The sequence below is a fragment of the Methylobacterium sp. Leaf117 genome, from assembly GCF_001422985.1.
Lineage (GTDB): Bacteria > Pseudomonadota > Alphaproteobacteria > Rhizobiales > Beijerinckiaceae > Methylobacterium.
In genome coordinates, this window is sequence record NZ_LMNL01000037.1 from 54,675 (window position 1) to 68,329 (window position 13,655).

A 13,655-nucleotide genomic window follows, 5' to 3' on the forward strand; every position below is an offset into this window, starting at 1 on the left:
CCTCCATCGCTTCCGGCCTCTGCGAGGGCACCCTGTCCGGGCACGCAGACCGGCAGCAAAGCGCCATCGCGATTGTCCGTTCGTTCCTTCGCCCACCGGGTCACCCGCCGCATGAAGTCCACCACATGAGCAATGCCTCGCCTCCGCGTCCCGATCGAGCCTGGCGCAAGCCCCGCCTTCTCGCGGGTCTACCCAGCTCGCCGCTCGCCCTGGTGCTGATCGGCCTGGCGGTCGCAGCTGGAATCGGGAACTACCTGGCCGGCGAGGCGAGCCGCGCACAGGGCGCTCGCCAGCATGCCATCCTCAGCCAGAGCGAGCGCCTGCTCTCGAACATGGTTGAGCTTGAGACCGGCATGCGGGGCTACGTGCTGTTCGGGGACGAGGCCTATCTCGAGCCTTATCAGGCGGCGCAGGACACCATCGACGGTCAGTTGAACGCCATCGAGACGCTGTCCACGCAAACGGATGATCAAGGGCCGCAGCACATCCGCGACCTGCGCCGCTTCGTCGAGACGAAGCGCGCCTACGCAGCCCGGGTGATCGCGCTGCGTCGGGAGCAGGGCTACGACGCCGCCGTGGGGCTCGCCCGGATGGGCGAGGGCAAGCGCTCGATGGACGAAGTGCGGGCCGCGGTGAAGGCGGTTCAGAACCACGCCAATGCGGTCCTGGCGACGAGCGAGGCACGGGACCGGGTACTCTCCCTCGTCCTGTCCCTGGTTTCGATTGCGGCCGCCCTCGGTGCCGTCGCGTTGCTCGGACGACTCGCACTGGTGCGCCGGCGCGACGAGCAGCGCACGGCGGCTCTCCTCGACGGCGTATTTGCCAACGCGCCCGTCGGGCTCGGCTTCCTCGATCGCGACCTGACGATCCAGCACATGAACCGGGCGCTCGCCACCATGAACGAGCGCGGCTTCGGGGCCGATCTCGGGGCGCCGATCTGGGCCCATGTGCCGACCCTGCAGGAGCAGCTGATTCCGAAGCTCAAGGCCGCCCGCGACGAGGGCCTCGTCACCACCAATGTCGACGTGGCGGTCTCGACGCCGAGCGCCCCCCGCGGGGTGCGCCATTTCCAGATGAGCTTCTATCCCCTGCGGGGGCGGGGCGGTTCGTCCGGCGCTGGCAAATCCCAGGCCGACGGCGTCGGATTGGTGGTTTCGGACGAGACCCTGCGCAAGCTCTCCGAGGAGCGCATGCGCCACAGCGAAGAGCGCTTCCGGTCTCTTACCGAGGCCACGAGCGCCATCGTCTGGACCACGACGCCCGAGGGCGGCTTCGAGGTGACGCCCTCCGAATGGACCCGCTTTACCGGTCAGACACCCCAGGAGGCCGCGGGAGCCGGATGGCTGAAGGCCATCCACCCGGATGATCAGAGCCGCACCAACGAGACCTGGGTGCAGGCCGTAGAGAGCCTTTCACCCTACGAGATCGAACATCGGATCCGCCGTCACGACGGCGTCTGGCGGATCATGTCCGCCCGGGCGGTCCCCATCCTGGAGGAAAATGGCAGCATTCGCGAATGGGTCGGCACCCATTCAGATGTGACGGCACGGAAAGAGGCCGAGCTGGCGCTGGAAGCCGCCAAGGAGGCGGCCGAGGAGGCCAATCGTGCCAAGAGCCAGTTCCTCGCCAACATGAGTCACGAACTGCGCACCCCGCTCTCCGCGGTAATCGGCTACTCGGAGATGCTGCAGGAGGAAATCGAGGATCTAGGCGAGGAAGGACTCCTCGCCGACATGCGCAAAATCGAGTCGAATGCCCGCCACCTTCTGGGCCTGATCAACGATGTGCTCGATCTGTCAAAAATCGAGGCCGAGCGCATGGAGGTCTACGCCGAAACCTTCTCCGTCTCGGAGACTGTGCGTGACGTCGCCTCCACGGTGGAATCGCTCATCGAGAAGAAGGGCAACACCCTCGCCCTCGAAATCGCGGACGACCTCGGCGAGGCGCAGACCGACCAGACCAAGCTGCGCCAATGCCTGATCAACCTCCTGAGCAACGCCGCAAAGTTCACCGAGGGGGGACGGATCGTGCTGGCGGTTTCGCGCATGACGCGCGACGAGGCCGCTTGGCTCAACTTCCGCGTCACCGACACGGGCATTGGCATGAACGCCGAGCAGCAGGCCAAGCTGTTCCAGCGCTTCACCCAGGCTGACGCTTCGACCACCCGGCGTTTCGGCGGAACGGGCCTCGGCCTCGCCATCACCCGCGCCTTCGCAGAGATGCTGGGCGGCCGGATCGAGGTCGAGAGCGAGGAAGGGTCCGGCACCACCTTCACCCTGGTGGTGCCCGCAGTCTATGTCCCCGCAAGCCCCCAGGCAGCCGTCGCGCACGACCATGGCGCCCTGCACCTGACGCACGAGGCACGGCCGATCCCCGGCGGACACGTCCTCATCATCGATGACGACGCCTCGACCCGCGACCTTCTCGCGCGTTTCTTGCAGAAAGACGGCTTCACCGTTGCCACAGCCCGCGACGGGCGCGAAGGCATCGAGCGGGCCCGCGAACTGAAGCCTCGCGTCATCCTCCTCGACGTGACGATGCCGCGCATGGATGGCTGGTCGGTGCTGCGCACCCTGAGAGCGGATCCAGAACTCGGCACGACACCGATCATCATGGTGACGGTGCTCGACGAGCAGAACCTCGCCTTCTCCCTCGGGGCCACTGACTATCTGCAGAAACCGATCGAGTGGACGCAGCTCAAATCCGCGATGGATCGGTTCAAACCCTCCGAGCACAAGGGACCGGTCCTCATCATCGACGACGATCCCGATGCCCGGGAACGGCTGTCGGCGATGCTGACGCGCGAAGGCTGGCGGGTCGCCTCGGCGGAGAACGGCGTCGCGGGACTCGAGGCAACGGCGGCCAAGAAGCCCTGCCTCATCCTCCTCGACCTGATGATGCCGGAGATGGACGGCTTCGGATTCCTGCGGGCACTGCGCGAACGCGCGGAGTGGCGCGACATTCCGGTGGTGGTGCTGACCGCCAAGGACATCACCGCGGAAGATCGGCGCCGCCTCGCAGGACGCGCCGACCGCGTCTTGCAGAAGGGTGGTCTGAGCCTCACCGACCTCGCAGCATCCCTCCGCCCGCTGGTGGCTCCGGGGGTGTAGGCGCGGGGGCGGCCGGGCGCCTCACGTGCCTTGCCGCCCTTGCCGGCCCGGCCTATAGCCCTGGACCCAGCATGACAGCCGCGCCTCAAAGTTTCCCCCACCGGCACCTGCTCGGTATCGAAGGGCTCTCGCGGCCCGATATCGAGATCCTCCTCGATCGGGCGGAGGAGGCGGTGGCACTCTCCCGCCAAGTCGAGAAGAAGCGCGCCACATTGCGGGGCCGCACCCAAATCAACCTGTTCTTCGAGCCCTCGACGCGGACGCAGAGTTCGTTCGAGCTGGCCGGCAAGCGCCTCGGCGCGGACGTCATGAACATGTCCGTGGCCTCGTCCTCGGTGAAGAAGGGCGAGACCCTCATCGACACCGCCGCTACCCTGAATGCCATGCGGCCCGACATCATCGTGGTGCGCCACCATGCGGCGGGCGCCGTCCATCTCCTCGCCCGCAAGGTCGATTGTGCCGTGGTCAATGCCGGGGATGGCGCGCACGAGCATCCGACCCAGGCCCTTCTCGATGCCCTGACCATTCGGCGCAACAAGGGTCGGATCGAGGGCCTTCGGGTCGCCATCTGCGGCGACGTCCTGCACAGCCGCGTCGCGCGATCCAACCTGATCCTGCTCCAGGCGATGGGTGCCCGGGTGCGCATCATCGGGCCCTCGACCCTGCTACCCGCCGGCATCGAGCGCTTCGGCGTCGAGGTCTTCACGGACATGCGCAGGGGCCTGGAGGGCTGTGACATCGTCATGATGCTGCGCCTGCAGCGCGAGCGCATGAACGGCTCGTTCGTACCCTCCGTGAAGGAGTATTTCCGCTATTTCGGGCTCGATGCCGACAAGCTGCGGCTGGCCGCCCCCGACGCCCTGGTGATGCATCCGGGTCCGATGAACCGGGGCGTCGAAATCTCGTCTGAGATCGCCGATGGGGCGCAGTCGCTGATCCGAGAGCAGGTCGAGATGGGCGTCGCCGTCCGCATGGCGGTTCTGGAAGCCCTGGCGACGCACCTCCCGAACGCATAAGCGGCCCACGGCTCTGTGCTACAGGCTGAGTAGCGCCCCGTCCGTCCCCGGCACGCCTCCCGAAAACGTCACCCGGTCACCGTCCAGGCTCACTTGGCCGGCCGCGACCAGCGCCAGGGCCTGCGGGTAGAGCCGATGCTCCTGTACCAGAATGCGTGCCGCGAGGGTCTCGGCATCGTCTCCGGGCCGGACCGGCACGGCGGCCTGGGCGATGATCGGACCGGCATCGAGTTCGGGCACGACGTAATGCACGGTGCAGCCGTGAAGGCGGACACCGGCGACCAGCGCCTGATCGTGGGTGTGCACGCCCTTGAACAGCGGCAGCAGGGAGGGGTGGATGTTGATCATCCGACCCGCCCAGGACTCGACGAAGCCGGCGGAGAAGATCCGCATGAAGCCAGCGAGGCAGACGAGATCGATGCCGGCGTCCTTCAATTCGGTATGGAGCGCGGCGTCGAAGGCCTCCCGGCTCAGGTAGGCCCGGTGATCGAGGGCACGGGTCGGGATGCCGCGCTCTGCCGCGAAGGCAAGGCCCGGTGCCTCGGGGCGGTTGGCCGCCACCAGCACGATCTCGGCGGGATAATCCGACGCCTCGGCCGCTGCGATCAGCGAGGCCATGTTCGAGCCGCGCCCTGAGATCAGGATCGCGACGCGGGTTTTCGCAAGGGCCACCATCAGAAGGCGAGCCGGCCTTCGAAGGTCACGGGCTCGGGGCCGCGCGGGGTGATCCGGCCAAGGCGGACCGGGGAGGCGCCGCCGAGGTCGAGGGCTTTCGACACGCTGCTGACGCTCTCGGGCGCCACCACCACAACCATGCCGATGCCGCAGTTGAAGGTGCGCAGCATCTCGGATTCGGCGACTCCGCCAACCTCCGAAAGCCACCCGAAGACCGGCGGCGGGATGATCGCGTCGAGGTCGATGCTGATGCCGACGCCGTCGGGCAGCACGCGAGGCAGGTTGTCGGGGAAGCCGCCACCCGTGATGTGGGCCAGCGCCTTGATGCCATCCGTGGTCCGCAGGGCCGCCAGCAGCGGCTTCACGTAGATCTGGGTCGGCTCCAGCAGCGCCTCGCCCAGCGTCCGGGTGGGCTCGAAGGGGGCGGGATCGTCGTAGGACAGGCCGCTCTTCTCGACGATGCGGCGCACCAGCGAGAAACCGTTGGAATGCACGCCCGAGGAGGGCAGGCCCAGTACCACGTCGCCCGGAACGATGTTGCCGCGCGGCAGCAGGGTTCCGCGTTCGGCCGCGCCTACGCTGAAGCCTGCGAGATCGTAGTCGGCGCCGTCGTAGAGACCCGGCATTTCCGCGGTCTCGCCGCCGATCAGGGCGCAGCCGGCAATCCGGCAGCCGGCCGCGATGCCACGCACGATGTCGGCGCCCACTCCCGGTACCAGCTTGGCGGTTGCGAAATAGTCGAGGAAGAACAGCGGTTCGGCACCCTGCACGATGATGTCGTTGACGCACATCGCCACAAGGTCGATGCCGATGGTGTCGTGCCGATTGGTCTCGATGGCAATCTTCACCTTGGTGCCGACGCCGTCATTGGCCGCCACAAGAATCGGGTCCTTGAAGCCGGCGGCCTTGAGGTCGAACAGGCCACCGAAGCCGCCGATCTCGGCATCCGCCCCCGGCCGGCGGGTAGCACGTACCAGCGGCTTGATCGTCTCGACCATGGCGTTGCCGGCGTCGATATCGACGCCGGCTGCCGCGTAGGTCATTCCGTTACTGGGCTCGCCGGTCATCCGCACCGCTCTCTGCAAATCCGTGTTGGGCGACCTCTAACCGCTCGCGCGCGGGTTCGCGAGTCCATCGTATCCCAGGACAGCCGTGCCGCTGGTATACCAATCTTGTGTTCTGTCTTGCGTCGCTCAGGGGCGTACAAGGTTTCCATCCCTTTCGCACCACAGCCTTGACCGTGTTGCCCCGGGTTCCCACTGTTGGGCATGGAACGACGTGAACGGGGAACGGCCGATGCGCGGCAGGGCGATGATCGGGCTGACGGCCCTCGTGGGCCTCGCCCTGCTGCTGTACCTGCTGGCCGACGTGATGCTGCCGTTCGTGGCCGGTCTGGCGCTGGCCTATCTTCTCGATCCGATCGCTGATCGACTGGAGCGCCTGGGACTTGGGCGGCTCTCCGCCTCCCTCCTCATCCTGGCGATGTTCGTGGTCGGCCTCGTCGTCGTACTGCTCCTCGTCGTGCCGCTTGCCGCCAACCAGGTCTCCGCCCTCGTAGCGACCCTGCCCGGCATGGTCTCGCGCCTTCAGGGCATTCTGGCCGAGCGGGCCGGCCCACTCCTGCAGCGGGTCGGTGGCGCCGACGTGCTGAGCGACCTACAATCGCAGGTCGGCACCCTGGTGGGGCAGGGGGGGACTTGGTTCCTGACCTTCCTGAAATCGTTGTGGTCGGGCAGCCAGGCGCTGATTTCAATCGCGTCGCTCCTGGTGGTGACCCCGGTGGTGGCCTTCTACCTTCTCGTTGACTGGGACCGCATGGTCGCGTCCGTCGACGGCTGGGTACCCCCGCGCCACCGTCCAGTCGTGCGACGCCTCGGACGCGAGATCGACGGGGCGGTGACGGGCTTCGTGCGCGGCCAGACCCTGGTCTGTCTCATCCTCGGCACTTTCTACGCCGTCGGCCTGTTCGCCGTTGGATTGAATTTCGGTGTCCTGATCGGGCTGATCGCGGGCTTCCTGACCTTCATCCCGTATGTGGGGACGCTGACCGGCTTCCTTCTCTCCGTCGGCGTCGCCCTGGCTCAGTTCTGGCCGGGTTCCGACTGGCTTCATATCGGCCTCACCATCGGGGTGTTCGTGGTGGGTCAGTTCCTCGAGGGCAACATCATCTCGCCGAAGCTGGTGGGGGAATCGGTTGGCCTGCATCCGGTCTGGCTGATGTTCGCGCTGCTTGCCTTCGGCTCGCTGTTCGGCTTCCTCGGACTCCTGCTGGCGGTCCCTGTCGCGGCTTCCATCGGAGTTCTGGTCCGGTTCGTCCTGGAGCGTTACCTCCAGAGCCCGCTCTACTATGCCGACGCTCCTGCGCTCCTGTCCAAACCCGATCACTAGATGGCAATCCGCGAAAACGTCCCCCCGAAGCAACTCGCCTTCGACCTGCCGGCAGACCCGCGCTACGGCCGTGAAGACTTCCTCGTCGGTCCGGCCAACGAGGCCGCCTATGCGCTGGTCGAGGCCTGGCCGAACTGGCCCCACCCCGTATGCTTGCTCACCGGACCGCCGGGCAGCGGCAAGAGCCATCTCGCCTCGATTTGGGCGACCCGCTCGCATGCCTGGACGGCACAGGCCTCCGAGATCACTGCGGAGACGGTCCCACGCTTCCTGTCCAACGGCGCCCTGGTGGTCGAAGACATAGACCGGGCCGGCCCGCGCGACGAAGCGGCCCTGTTCCACCTGCTCAATCTCGCCCGCGAAAGAGCCTGTCCGGTCCTGATCACCTCCGCGACCTCGGTGGAGGCACTGGGGCTGACCACGGCGGATCTGCGCTCACGGCTGCGCCTTGCGCCCAGCGCCATGATCCTGCCTCCCGACGACGCCCTCCTGCGAGCGGTTCTGGTCAAGCTGTTCGTAGACCGCCAACTCGTCGTTGACCTTGCGATCGTCGAGGCTCTCGCGCTCCGCATCGACCGCTCCCTCGGCCGCGCCCGGGAAGTCGTCACCGCCCTGGATCGCGACGCCCTGAGCCGGGGCCGGCGCATCACCAAGCCCCTGGCCCTGGCCGTGCTGGAGCGCCTCGGCTACGGCGCGGGTGAAGCCGACGACGACGAGGCATACGACAATCCAGCCGCCGACAGCGAAGCCCCCATCTGAATGCGAGAACACGGCTCTCATCGACAGGAGCGACGGTCCTGATGCCCTCCTGGCAGCACCAGTGATTGTCATTGAACTGTCAAAAACGGCGGCCTTGCCCATGCTAGGAAGCCGATCCCGCGACGAAGGAGAAAGACTCTTGGGCGACATGGACTCGGACGCAACCGCACGGGACACCGGCATCCCGGACGCCGAAATCCCGCGGGGCACCGAGAGCCGCGCGCGACCGGCCCGCCCTGCTGCTCGGCGAAGCGCCCCCGCTTCGGCAGCCAGACCACCTCAGGAGAAGATGGCCCCCAAAGAGACGCGGGTCGTGCCGGCGCCCGCCCCGGAGGCATTGCCGGATGCGGACCTCGATCTGCCGGCTGCTGAGGCAGGGACGGCCTCCGCCGAGGCAATCCCGGGCTCCGACGCTCGCGATTCCGTGCGTGAAGCCGGCCTCGCTCTGCGCCACTCGCCCGAGCGTTTCGTCAACCGCGAACTCTCGTGGCTGCAGTTCAATCGCCGTGTGCTCGAGGAGGCTTCGAACACCAACCACCCGTTGCTGGAGCAGGTGCGCTTCCTGTCGATCTCGGCCAACAATCTGGACGAGTTCTTCATGGTGCGCGTCGCCGGCCTGCATGATCAGGTCCGCGCGGGACTGGTGCTGCCCTCGCAGGATGGGCTGACGCCGTCGGAGCAACTGGCCCGTGTCGGTTCCGAAGTCTCGCGCCTCGCCCTCGATCAGCAGACCCGATGGCGCGAACTGCGCCGCGACCTGCTCGGCGTCGGCATCGAATTGGTGGAGCCCGCCTGTCTGACGCAGGAACATAAAGCGTGGCTGGAAGACTACTTCCTCAACCACGTCTTTCCGGTGCTGACGCCCCTCGCCATCGATCCGGCCCATCCGTTCCCGTTCATTCCAAATCTCGGCTCCACCATCGCGTTGATGCTGGTGCGTCCCCGCGATGGCCGGACCCTGCGGGCTCTCATTCGTCTTCCGGCGGTGCTCGACCGCTTCGTGCGCCTCCCTGACGCGGAGAACGATGCCACCGCGCGCTTCATCGCCATCGAGCAGGTCATCGTCCTGTTCACCGGACGGCTATTCCCGGGCTATTCGCTGCGGGGACAGGGCGCTTTCCGGGTGATCCGCGATTCGGACCTCGAGATCGAGGAGGAGGCAGAGGACCTCGTCCTGCATTTCGAGACAGCGCTGAAGCAGCGCCGCCGCGGCGTGGTCATCCGTCTCGAGGTCGAGGCCGGCATGCCCGAGGACCTGCGAGCTTTCGTCGCCGACGAGTTGGAGATCAGCACCGATGCGGTAATTTTCGTGGAGGGTATGCTGGCGCTCAACGAGCTGTCCCAGATCGTCGGGATCGACCGGCCGGACCTGAAGTTCAAGTCCTACAATCCGCGCTTTCCCGAGCGCATTCGCGAGAGCGGAGGCGACGTCTTCGCGGCGATCCGACAGAAGGACTTCATCGTCCATCACCCCTACGAATCCTTCGACGCGGTAGTGCAGTTCCTGGCTCAGGCGGCTCGTGACCCGAACGTGGTGGCGATCAAGCAGACGCTCTATCGCACCTCCTCGAATTCACCGATCGTCGCCGCTCTGGCAGAGGCCGCCGAACTCGGCAAATCGGTGACTGCCCTCGTCGAGCTGAAGGCCCGCTTCGACGAAGAGGCCAACATCCGTTGGGCGCGCAACCTAGAAAAGGCCGGTGCTCAGGTGGTGTTCGGCTTCATCGAGCTGAAGACCCACGCCAAGCTGTCGATGGTGGTGCGCCGCGAGGGGGATCGCCTCGTGACCTACTGCCATGTCGGCACCGGCAACTATCACCCGATCACGGCGCGCATTTACACCGACCTGTCCTTCTTCACCGCCGACCCAGCAGTGGCTCGTGATGTCAGCCGCATCTTCAATTTCATCACCGGCTACGCCGAGCCCGCGGAGCTCGAGCGGATGTCGGTTTCACCGCTGACCCTGAAACCGCGCCTTCTCGAGAACATCGAGGCGGAGGTGGCCCACGCCAAGGCGGGGCGCCCGGCGGCGATCTGGATCAAGTGCAACTCGCTGGTCGACCAACAGATCATCGACGCGCTCTACGATGCCTCCCAGGCCGGCGTGCAGATCGACTGCGTGGTGCGCGGCATCTGCTGCTTGCGGCCCGGCATCCCGGGCCTGTCGGACACGATCCGGGTGAAGTCGATCGTCGGACGCTTCCTGGAGCACGGGCGCATCTACTGCTTCGGCAACGGCGTCGGGCTGCCCCATCCGAAGGCGACCGTCTACATCTCGTCCGCCGATCTGATGAGCCGGAATCTGGACCGTCGCGTCGAGGCCCTGTTACCGATCACCAATCCGACCGTGCATCAGCAGGTCCTCGATCAGATCATGCTGGCCAACCTCCTCGACAACCGCCAGAGCTGGCGTGTACTGGCGTCGGGTGCCAGTGAGCGGATCCTACCTGCCGAAGGGGAGGAGCCGTTCAATGCGCACAAGTACTTCATGACGAATCCGAGCCTGTCCGGGCGCGGCAAGTCGTCGAAAAAGTCGAGCCCGCGCGCTTTGAGCCGACGCGCGCAGCGTGGCTGACGGCAGCGTGGCCGACGGATTGTCCAGAGGAGCCCGCATGGGCCTCGACCCTGCCCGCCCTACACCTGTCCGAGGGCCCCCCTTCCAGGGGACGGGAGGTCACAACGCGCCGGTGGCGATCATCGACATCGGCTCGAACTCGGTACGGCTCGTCGCCTATGACGGGCTGACACGGGCACCGACACCGCTCTACAACGAGAAAGTTCTGTGCGGCCTCGGCCGCAACGTACTGACTACGGGCCGTCTCAATGAGGATGCGGTGCGCCGGGCCCTCATCGCCCTCGCGCGCTTCCGCGTGCTTTGCGAAACCATGCAGATCGGCCGGGTCTTCGTGCTGGCCACGGCCGCGGCGCGCGATGCCGAGAACGGACCCGACTTCCTGGCCGCCGCGGAAGCCGCCTGCGGCCAGCGCATCGAGCTTCTCTCCGGGCGTCGCGAGGCCGAACTCTCGGCGTTCGGTGTCATCTCGGGCTTCCACGCCCCCGATGGCGTCGTTGGCGATCTCGGCGGCGGCTCCCTCGAACTCGTCGATGTGCGCGGCGCCACGGTCGGTACGGGTGTGACGATGCCGCTCGGGGGCCTCGCGCTGCAGGATCTCTCCGGCGGGTCAGTGAAGAAGGCGCTCAAGATCGTCCGCGAGAACCTGAAGAAGGCAGCGCCGCAACTGGAGACTCTGCGCGGACGTAGCTTCTACGCCGTGGGAGGGACGTGGCGCGCGCTGGCGCGGCTGCACCAATCGGCCCGCGGATACCCGCTCCACGTCATGCACGGCTACAGTGTCGAGCCGTCCGACGAATTGAACTTCCTCGAAGTGGTGGAGCGCACCGACGCGGCCCTGCTCCAGGATGTCGAAAGCGTCTCAGAAGCGCGCCGCCCCTTGCTTGCCTATGGAGCCGTGGTGCTGGAGGAAATCATCCGCATCGGACGTCCGCGCGAGCTTGCCGTCTCCGCCAGCGGTGTGCGCGAGGGTCTGCTCTACGAGCAGCTCGACCGCGATTCACGCCTGGCCGACCCGTTGCTCGCGGCAGCTGCCGAGTTGAACGCACTCCGGGCCCGCTCGCCGGGGCATGCTGCCGATCTGATCGGCTGGAGCGACCGCTTCATCGCAAGTCTCGATGCTCCCGAAACCGCCGACGAGCGCCGCCTGCGGCACGCGGGCTGCCTTCTGTCCGACATCGGGTGGCGGGCCCATCCAGACTACCGCGGAGAGCAGAGCGTCAACGTCATCACGCATGCGGCCTTCGTAGGCATCGACCATCCGGGCCGGGCCTACCTCGCGCTCGCCATCTACTTCCGCCATGAGGGGATCGCGCCCGAGAAGGCGAGCCCGATGCTGCGCAATCTGGCAGGTCCTCGCCTGTTTGAGCGCGCGCGCCTTCTCGGCGCTCTTCTGCGCCTCGCCTTTCCGCTCTCGGCCGGCATGGAGGGCGCCCTCGGGCGGCTCCCGGTCCTTGTCCAGGACGGCCGAGTGACCCTGACACTCGCGCCCGGTCAAGGTTCATTGCCGGGCGACCGTATCCTGAACCGGGTGCGCGGCCTCAGCCGTCTGTTCGGCCTCGAAGGCCGGATCGTCGGGTCCGATTGAACCAAATCCCAAGCGGAACTGTTTCTAGCGTCCGGCAAGGAGAATCTCGGACATGAAGTCACTCTGTGCAGCAGCGGTTCTGGGACTGACCGTCCTCGGCTCGATCAGCCCTGTCCTCGCCCAGCCCTATCGTGGATACGAAGACGGCTATCGCAGCCGCGACGACGGATATCGAGGCCGGGACGACGGATACCGTGATCGCGACGGGGATTACCGGGAGCGTGGACGGGGTTACGGCCGGCGAGACAGCGGCTTCGACGAGGCGGAGTATCTTCGCTGCAATCCCGATGTCCGCCGAGCGGTCAACCGGGGCCAGATGGAATCCGGCGCCGCTCACTTCCGTGTCTTCGGTCGTCGTGAGGGCCGTCGCCTGAGTTGCTGATCTCCGGGTCCGAACCAGCGGCGATTAGGGGCGAGACGAATGCGATCCTTGAGGGAATCGCATTGGCTGGGCCCAGGATGCTTTAGCCCCAACGCAACCCGTTGGGGCAGTGCTTCGATGTGGCTTTCTCCGTCACCGTCGAGCCGGGAACGCGCGGCGCCACGACGGTGATTTCGGACAGGGCCGCATCAATTGACATGGCCATCGCCTGACGGTTGGACTGATCGATATCCCATCGATCCGAACGACGAGATCACCACCTTCTCAAAGGAATAGTCTTCCTCACACCACGCTGATCCCAGCTCTTGCGGGTGTTGTAGCAGCCTGTACAATCCCTGATGTGCAGCGCTCCGGAAGCAGATCGATGCGGTCGCGATCTGCGCATGTTTCCGATACCCGGGGCCGATGGCCATGACGCGTTTCAAGGACCATTTTTCGACCCATGCGTCCGAGTACGCGGCACATCGGCCGACCTACCCGCGGGCGCTGATCGATGTCCTTGCGGAGGCCGCGCCAGGGCAATCCGTCGCCCTCGATTGCGCCTGCGGCACCGGGCAGCTCTCGGTCCTACTCGCCGACCGATTCCAGCATGTCGTGGCCACCGACGCGAGTGCGCAGCAGATCGCCCATGCGACGCCGCATGACCGCGTCGCATACAGTATCGCGCCTGCCGAGCGCAGCGGCCTTCCGGACGCCAGTACCGATCTCGTCACCGTCGCCCAGGCGGCGCATTGGCTGGACCTCCCGACATTCTACGTCGAAGTGCGGCGGGTCGCACGGCCGGGCGCGATCCTGGCGCTGATCACCTACGGCGTTCTGCACGTGGACGATGCGACGGTCGACGCCGTGATACAGCGCTTCTACGGCGGAACTCTCCAGCCCCATTGGCCGCCGGAGCGCCGCCATGTCGAGGACGGATATCAAATGCTTCCGTTCCCATTTCCGGAGATCGCAGTGCCGGAACTCGCCATCACACTGTCCTGGGGCTTGTCGGACCTGATTGGCTATACGGAAACTTGGTCGGCAGTCCGAGCGGCGGAGAAGGCCATCGGCCGCGCGCCGATCGTGGCGTTTCAGGAAGCCCTGGCGGAAGCCTGGGGCTCGCCCATGGAGCAGCGGGATATCCGTTGGCCCCTGTCGGTGCGCGCCGGTCGGCTCTAGCCAA

General features: G+C 66.6%; 10 protein-coding genes. 8 read left to right on the forward strand and 2 right to left on the reverse strand.

What is annotated here, in order from left to right:
* Positions 1-125: 125 nt before the first annotated feature.
* Both ASF57_RS20575 and ASF57_RS20580 read left to right on the forward strand, forming a co-directional pair.
* Positions 126-3,110 (forward strand): response regulator, encoded by a 2,985-nt coding sequence (locus tag ASF57_RS20575; RefSeq protein WP_056486844.1) that lies wholly within the window; start codon positions 126-128, stop codon positions 3,108-3,110.
* Positions 3,111-3,181: 71 nt separating this feature from the next.
* Entirely contained in the window at positions 3,182-4,126 is a 945-nt protein-coding gene (locus tag ASF57_RS20580) for an aspartate carbamoyltransferase catalytic subunit (RefSeq protein ID WP_056183141.1), read from the forward strand.
* Between the two features lie 18 nt (positions 4,127-4,144).
* On the opposite strand, the gene purN is transcribed toward ASF57_RS20580, so the two are convergent.
* Complete coding sequence (purN, locus tag ASF57_RS20585; RefSeq protein ID WP_056486847.1) at positions 4,145-4,801, reverse strand: phosphoribosylglycinamide formyltransferase; 657 nt, start codon at positions 4,799-4,801, stop codon at positions 4,145-4,147.
* Positions 4,801-5,868: a phosphoribosylformylglycinamidine cyclo-ligase gene (gene purM, locus ASF57_RS20590; protein ID WP_056486851.1), complete on the reverse strand. Its 1,068-nt coding sequence runs from the start codon at positions 5,866-5,868 to the stop codon at positions 4,801-4,803. The genes purN and purM overlap by 1 nt, the downstream gene beginning before the upstream one ends.
* A gap of 229 nt (positions 5,869-6,097) precedes the next feature.
* Between purM and ASF57_RS20595 the strand changes: the two genes are divergently transcribed.
* From ASF57_RS20595 to ASF57_RS20620, 6 genes are all read left to right on the forward strand, one after another.
* Positions 6,098-7,189 carry an AI-2E family transporter gene (locus tag ASF57_RS20595; protein ID WP_056183147.1) on the forward strand — a complete coding sequence of 364 codons (1,092 nt, stop codon included), beginning with the start codon at positions 6,098-6,100 and terminating at the stop codon, positions 7,187-7,189.
* Positions 7,190-7,195: 6 nt separating this feature from the next.
* Positions 7,196-7,948 carry a hypothetical protein gene (locus tag ASF57_RS20600; RefSeq protein ID WP_056487462.1) on the forward strand — a complete coding sequence of 251 codons (753 nt, stop codon included), beginning with the start codon at positions 7,196-7,198 and terminating at the stop codon, positions 7,946-7,948.
* Positions 7,949-8,237: 289 nt separating this feature from the next.
* Positions 8,238-10,523: an RNA degradosome polyphosphate kinase gene (locus ASF57_RS20605; RefSeq protein WP_082504237.1), complete on the forward strand. Its 2,286-nt coding sequence runs from the start codon at positions 8,238-8,240 to the stop codon at positions 10,521-10,523.
* A gap of 112 nt (positions 10,524-10,635) precedes the next feature.
* Entirely contained in the window at positions 10,636-12,108 is a 1,473-nt protein-coding gene (gene ppx / locus ASF57_RS20610) for an exopolyphosphatase (protein WP_056486857.1), read from the forward strand.
* A gap of 52 nt (positions 12,109-12,160) precedes the next feature.
* Positions 12,161-12,490 carry a hypothetical protein gene (locus ASF57_RS20615; RefSeq protein ID WP_082504241.1) on the forward strand — a complete coding sequence of 110 codons (330 nt, stop codon included), beginning with the start codon at positions 12,161-12,163 and terminating at the stop codon, positions 12,488-12,490.
* A gap of 405 nt (positions 12,491-12,895) precedes the next feature.
* Positions 12,896-13,651, forward strand: coding sequence for a class I SAM-dependent methyltransferase (locus ASF57_RS20620; RefSeq protein ID WP_244477049.1), 756 nt, complete (start codon positions 12,896-12,898; stop codon positions 13,649-13,651).
* Positions 13,652-13,655: the final 4 nt, after the last annotated feature.

Coding starts and splice junctions, on each gene's coding strand:
- ASF57_RS20575 (WP_056486844.1), top strand. CDS start 126: ATGAGCAATGCCTCGCCTCCGCGTCCCGATCGAGCCTGGCGCAAGCCC.
- ASF57_RS20580 (WP_056183141.1), top strand. CDS start 3,182: ATGACAGCCGCGCCTCAAAGTTTCCCCCACCGGCACCTGCTCGGTATC.
- purN (WP_056486847.1), bottom strand. CDS start 4,801: ATGGTGGCCCTTGCGAAAACCCGCGTCGCGATCCTGATCTCAGGGCGC.
- purM (WP_056486851.1), bottom strand. CDS start 5,868: ATGACCGGCGAGCCCAGTAACGGAATGACCTACGCGGCAGCCGGCGTC.
- ASF57_RS20595 (WP_056183147.1), top strand. CDS start 6,098: ATGCGCGGCAGGGCGATGATCGGGCTGACGGCCCTCGTGGGCCTCGCC.
- ASF57_RS20605 (WP_082504237.1), top strand. CDS start 8,238: ATGGCCCCCAAAGAGACGCGGGTCGTGCCGGCGCCCGCCCCGGAGGCA.
- ASF57_RS20615 (WP_082504241.1), top strand. CDS start 12,161: ATGAAGTCACTCTGTGCAGCAGCGGTTCTGGGACTGACCGTCCTCGGC.
- ASF57_RS20620 (WP_244477049.1), top strand. CDS start 12,896: ATGGCCATGACGCGTTTCAAGGACCATTTTTCGACCCATGCGTCCGAG.